The 6,828-nt window shown below is 40.7% G+C and carries 5 protein-coding genes; all 5 read left to right on the top strand.

Annotated elements, in window-relative coordinates:
- The coding region (locus tag PN499_RS27225; RefSeq protein WP_272036465.1) for a calcium-binding protein at positions 1-1,487 on the top strand (1,487 nt) is incomplete at its 5' end.
- Between the two features lie 36 nt (positions 1,488-1,523).
- Positions 1,524-3,866, top strand: coding sequence for a TIGR03032 family protein (locus PN499_RS27220; RefSeq protein ID WP_272036463.1), 2,343 nt, complete (start codon positions 1,524-1,526; stop codon positions 3,864-3,866).
- Between the two features lie 145 nt (positions 3,867-4,011).
- Complete coding sequence (locus PN499_RS27215; protein ID WP_272036461.1) at positions 4,012-4,203, top strand: hypothetical protein; 192 nt, start codon at positions 4,012-4,014, stop codon at positions 4,201-4,203.
- 67 nt (positions 4,204-4,270) lie between these two features.
- A complete protein-coding gene (locus tag PN499_RS27210) occupies positions 4,271-5,170 on the top strand; it encodes an IS982 family transposase (protein WP_272036459.1) in 900 nt (299 codons plus the stop codon).
- Between the two features lie 263 nt (positions 5,171-5,433).
- Entirely contained in the window at positions 5,434-6,708 is a 1,275-nt protein-coding gene (locus PN499_RS27205; RefSeq protein WP_272036457.1) for a beta strand repeat-containing protein, read from the top strand.
- Positions 6,709-6,828 lie beyond the last annotated feature (120 nt).

Genomic DNA, 6,828 nt, shown 5'->3' with positions numbered 1-6,828 from the left:
CACAAACAGTCACCGTTACAGCCGTAGATGATAGCCTCGTTGAAGGCAATCATACTAGCACAATTAGTTACGCAGCAACTAGCACCGATACTAACTACAATGCAATTGCCATTACCCCGGTAACAGCCAATATTACTGATAACGATATAGCAACACCAACGCCAACACCCACACCAATACCCACACCAATACCCACGCCAATTCCCACGCCAATTCCCACGCCAACACCAATTCCATCAGTAACTCCGACACCAATTCCCACGCCAATTCCATCGGTAATTCCATCACCAATTCCATCACCAATTCCCACTCCGACACCAATTCCGACACCAATACCATCAGTAACTCCGACACCAATTCCCACGCCAATACCATCAGTAACTCCAACTCCAATACCAACACCAATACCAACACCAATACCAACATCATCAATAACTCCAATACCAACACCAATACCGACACCAACACTATCATTAACTCCAACTCCAATACCAACGCTAACACCATCAGTAACTCCAACTCCAATACCAACCCCAACACCATCAGTAACTCCAACTCCCACACCAATAACTAATAACATTCCCAAGGATGACTGCATCTGTGACCAAATTACCTATCCCAACTTAAACCAACCTAATTCAGTTGAAAATTCCATACTTGGTAGAGCGGATATTTCAATAGGTACTGAACAAAATGACGAATTTTTAGGTAGTAATGCTAGCAATAGATTCGATGCTAAATCCGGAGATGATAACTTATATGGCGGCGATAGCAACGACATTTTTAATGGCAATTTTGGCAATGACTTTATCAGTGGAGGTAATGGCGATGACCTCCTATTAGGAGACGAAGATAACGATATAATTCTTGGCGATCGTGGCAAGGATTTAATCTTCGGAGGTAAAGGTTCAGACTCTCTGAATGGCGGCGAAAGTGATGACATCATCCTGGGGAATAAAGATAATGATTTTATCGATGGCGGCAAAGAAAATGACTCTTTATATGGAGGTAAAGGTAACGATACAATTCTTGGTAGTGAAGGGAATGACTACCTATTTGGAAACTTAAGTTCAGATACTATCTGTGGCGGTGTAGGTAACGATCTAATCAGTGGTAATGAACAAGACGATATTCTGGGAGGGTGTGAAGGTAATGATACCCTGTACGGAGGTGAAGATAACGATACTCTCACTGGTGGTAAAGGTGACGATTTCCTTTATGGAGATTTGGGGAATGATAGTTTGATTGGCGGTAGCGGTAATGATATCTTTGTTTTAAAAGCTGGTCATGGATTTGATACTATTGGTGATTTTACGGTTGACCGAGATCGGATTGGATTAACTGGTAGTTTGAGTTTTAGCCAGCTAGAAGTAACTCAAATTGAGCGAGGAATAATTATCAATAATCTCTTGACAGGAGAACAATTAGCTGTTATGACCGGGATGAGTAAGAGTTTGATAACATCGGCGGCTTTTATGGTAATCTAAAGAGCAAATAAAAGTGCAATCGTTTAAGCTTAAACGATGGCAATATCTATATTTTTACAAATGAATACCCAAGATATCCCGTTAACCAGCGTCCACACCACTAATTTCCCCGATATTTTAATTCAACTCGGCATTTCTCTGGTTGTTTCCACTTACCAAGCAGGCAAGTTAATCGTTTTGCGTGCCGACAATAATACCATAAATACCCATTTTAGAACATTCGATCGCCCAATGGGTTTAGCCGTCGATCGCGAAAAATTAGCCATTGGTACTGCTTACCAAATTATCGAACTTCGCAATGTCCCAGCAGTCGCGGCAAAGCTAGAACCCCTTGGCAAACATGATGCTTGTTATCTCCCTCGCCGCACTCATATTACTGGGGATATTGACATTCATGAAATGGCTTATGTTAATGATGAACTTTGGTTTATTAATACCCGTTTTTCCTGTTTGTGTACATTAGATAAAATTAATAGTTTTGTACCCCGATGGCGACCCAGTTTTATTAATGCTTACGATCTAAGCGATCGCTGTCATCTTAACGGTTTAAGCATCCGCAACGATCGACCACAATATATTACAGCATTAGGAGAAACAAATGAAGCCGCAGGTTGGCGAAAAAACAAGGCAAATGGGGGGATTCTTATCGATATTCCCAGTAATGAAATCATCTGTCGTGGTTTATCTATGCCTCATTCTCCCCGCTGGTATCGGGAGGAACTTTGGGTATTAGAATCAGGCAATGGTAGTTTAGCTAAAGTTGACTTAAATTCGGGAAATTTAACCACAGTTGCTCAAGTTCCCGGTTTCACTCGCGGTTTAGCTTTCTGGGAAAATTTAGCCTTTATTGGACTTTCACAAATTAGAGAAACCGCCGTTTTTAGTGGATTGCCAATTACTAAAAGTCTCACAGAACGTAATTGTGGCGTGTGGGTAGTCAATATTAACACTGGTGAAATTATTGCTTTCTTAAGATTTGAAGGTGGCGTACAAGAAATATTTGCCATTGGGATTATTCCAGGGTTTCTATTTCCCGAAGTTATTAACTGGGACGATAAACTCTTAGGTGCGACCTATATTTTACCAGATGCAGCACTTCAAGAAGTAGAAATAACTGAGAAAATTCTACAACCAGAAGATGCCGAATATTTACTTAATTTGGGCAATGATGCCTACAATCAAGGCAACCTGGAAGCTGCAATGCAGCAATACCAAAAATGCCTAGAACTTAAGCCAGATTATTTGATGGCACGGTATAACTTGGGAGTAGTTTATTTAGAACAAGAACAATGGGAAGAGGCGATTCTAGAATTAGAACAAGTAATTGTGACAGATACCAATCATGCAGAAGCTTACAATAATTTGGGTATAATTTCCCAGCATCAACATAGATTAAATCAAGCAATAGAATACTACCAAAAAGCTATTGATATTTGCTATCAATTTCCTGATGCACATTTTAATTTAGGCATGGCTTTATTACAAATGGGAGAATATACCCAAGGCTTTGCCGAAAGTGAGTGGCGTTGGCAAACGAATAACTTTACACCATTTATTTGTCCTCAACCTTTATGGGATGGTAGCGATTTAAGCGGTAAAACTATTCTGATTCATACCGAACAAGGTTCGGGAGATGCAATTCAATTTATTCGCTATATTCCCCTAGTGGCTGAAAGTAGCTGTCGCATTATTTTAGTTTGCATTCCCGATTTAATGCCATTATTTGCTACCATTCCTCATATTGATAAAATGATTCCGCCGGGAGATATTGCGACATCAGAGTTTGATGTTTATGCTCCCTTAATGAGCTTACCTCATATTCTGGGTACAACTTTAGATACAATCCCCGATCAAATTCCCTATTTAGAAGCAAGAGAGCAAAACGTTGTTTTCCCAATCCTGCATTCATCTGGGTCTAACAAATTAAAAGTAGGAATTGTTTGGTGTGGTAGTCCTACTCATAAAAACGATCGCAATCGTTCTTGTGAATTAGATGATTTTGTGCCTATTTTGAATATAAAAAATGTTAATTTATTTAGCTTGCAAAAAGTTACTAAGCCGACGGATTTAGCAAAATTGCAAGAATTTAATGTCTGCGATTTAAGTTATTATCTGAGAGATTATGGAGATACGGCAAGAGCGATCGCACAACTAGATTTAGTAATTACTGTGGATACTTCCGTTGCTCATTTAGCCGGTGCATTAGGTAAGCCAGTTTGGACTTTACTTTGCTATAGTCCAGATTGGCGGTGGATGTTAGAAAGAAACGATACTCCTTGGTATCCTACCATGCGACTATATCGGCAATCGCGATCGCGAGATTGGGTGGAAGTGCTTAATCGCGTTGCTGAAGCATTAAATATTTTGGTGATAAATTAAAAAATAGTCTAAATGTTAAGTTGACTTAATTCCAGCAGTATTTTCAGAAAAAACCTTTAGATATTTTGCTAAACAAATCTTTCACATTTTGACTAGCCCAACTAAGCAGCAGCAAGTTATAAATATTATAGTGCAATAAATTAACGTGAGTTCGATGGAGTGCGATCGCCACGAACAAGGGACTTTTGGGCTGGCGATCGCCACGAACAAGGGACTTTTGGGCTGGCGATCGCCACGAACAAGGGACTTTTGGACTGGCGATCGCCACGAACAAGGGACTTTTGGACTGGCGACCGCTAGCCCAAAAGTTACATTCACATCACAGATAAAACTATGATCGAGCGAAGTCCGCGTGCGAAAGTAGAGATCTAACCAGCAAATATTAGACAATTAGGGAGGCTTTTATGGAGCGCAGAGCATCACACTTAGACATGACCGAAGTTTTTTGTGACGTGGATGACTTTTGTCAATTATTTGAACCATTATTAGCACAAATGTTGTTACCAGAAGTGGTGGGTCAAAGCCGACCCAAAACACGCTTGACTTTAAGTGAAATCATGACAATATTGATCGGATTTCATGGTTCACGTTACCGAACATTTAAAGACTTTTACTGCTTACAAGTAATGCCCTATTGGTCGAAAGCCATGCCTAATTTGGTTAGTTATAATCGTTTTGTAGAATTAATGTCTTATGCTTTATTAGCACTATGTTGTTACTTTGAATATTGTTGTAAAGGAGAGCTGACTGGAACAAGCTTTATTGATTCTACCGCCTTAAAAGTCTGTCATAAAAACCGAGCAAATAGTCACAAAGTCTTTGCTAGTCTAGCTGAATGGGGCAAAAGCTCAATGGGTTTTTATTTCGGATTTAAGTTACATTTAATCATCAACGATTACGGGGAAATTTTAAATTTTCAAGTCACCCCCGCCAATGTTGATGACCGAAAAGTAGTCCCAGAATTAAGCGAAGGAATTGTGGGCAAACTTTTTGGAGACAAGGGATATATTTCCGAAAAATTATTTAGGCAATTACATGCTCAAGGCTTACAACTGATAACTAGGCTGAAGAAAAACATGAAAAATAAGCTAATGTTGTGGTCAGACAAAATGAAATTAAGAAAAAGAGGTATCATTGAATCGGTGAACGATCAATTGAAAAATTTATGTCAAATCGAACATACAAGACATCGAAGTGTAGCTAATTTTATGGTGAATTTAGTAGCCGGAATGATTGCTTATACTTATCAACCAGAAAAGCCATCATTGTATGATCTTGAACAACCAGTTTATCATTTTGAATAAACTCAAATTTCAAGGGTGTTAAATAAACGTTTTACCTTCATCGCTAATTTCAATTAAGATGAGGAACTTATAGCTTGTGGCAAAGCCCGTGAGCGTCAGCCAAGCTTGAGGCGATGGCACGCCATCGAACTCACGTTAAATTAACGCCCAGGTTAACGAGATTCATATCGTTTCCGGCATTAGCACAATATATTTTGAGGATATCAGTACGAGAATGGCGATCGCGCCCATAATTCTACAACCTGAATCGCTGAGGAGTAACTATGGCAACAGTTAGCGTCACAACAACCAACGACTTAGTAGATGGAACTACCAGCAGCATCGCGAACCTAATTGCTAGTCCCGGCGCTGACGGCAAAATCAGCTTGCGAGAGGCAATTGTAGCAGCCAATAACACTGCTGGTACGGATGCGATCTACTTTACGGGAGTCAGTGGCACAATAACTCTTGCCAGCAGTCTAAGCATTACCGATTCACTAAGTATTGATGGGCCTGGTGCGAGCAATTTAAGCGTTAGTGGCAATAATGCCGTGCGGGTATTCGGTATTTCTGGATCGGGGGTAACAGTCAACATTAGTGACATGACTATTACTCAGGGAAGCGTTACTGGTAGCGGCGCAAATATCTCGGTGACAGGCGGTAGTACCTTAACTTTAAACAACAGCACTGTCAGTAATGGTACCGCATCGGGTACGTTTCCTAATGGCAAAGGTGGCGGCATTTTCATCCACAACAATAGCAATGTCACCGTCACTAACAGCACAATTTCTGGCAATACAGCTAACCAAAATGGCGCTGGGATTTACAACCCCAGCGGTACGCTGAGAGTAATTAACAGTACAGTTACAAACAACCACGCTAATAATGCTGGTGGCGGCGGCATTGACAACAGAGGTATCGCCACCGTCAGCAACAGCACGATTACTGGTAATAGCACTTCTAGCAACGGTGGTGGTCTTTACAATGCTTATGCTACAGCGACGCTGACAGTAACTAATAGTACGATCTCCAACAACACCTCCAACTTTAGAGGCGGTGGCATCTCCAACATTTCAAACGGCACAGTAACGATCGCTAACAGTACGATTAGTGGCAACACAGCACCCAACGGTGGCGGCATTCGGAATACAGGGTCGATGACTGTAACTAATAGTACGATCTCTGGTAACACAGCTACTAACAACGGTGGCGGTATCTATAACACAGGCACAACTACATTAACGCTCGCCAACAACACGATCGCTTATAATTCAGCTAGTAATGCTGGCGGAATCTCCAATGCTAGTGCCACGAGTACGGCGACAGTTAGTAACAGTATTGTTGGAGGTAATACTGCCACTACGAATACAGAAGTAAGAAACTCAGGTACATTTACCTCCAACGGTAATAACTTAGTGGGACAAAGCGGAAGTGCAGGTAATTTTCCCACAGTTGCCAGCGATATTACTGTTTCTGGACTCATTAGTACGGTACTTTCTCCCCTTGCAAATAATGGGGGATTAACTCAAACTCATGCCTTAGGACTGAAAAATAAATAACTTGATGGATTGTCGGATATAATCAAAAACAGCGCCCTGATTGCTATTTTCTCTAAAATCGATAGAAAGTCGCAAGGAATTTTTCTATTATACCACTTTATCTGACCTTTAAACCTATGT

Origin of the sequence: Kamptonema animale CS-326, assembly GCF_028330895.1 — a bacterium.
GTDB lineage: Bacteria > Cyanobacteriota > Cyanobacteriia > Cyanobacteriales > Microcoleaceae > Kamptonema > Kamptonema formosum.
The sequence above is the reverse complement of the archived record's forward strand: the minus strand, read 5'-3'. Positions and strand labels throughout refer to the sequence as shown.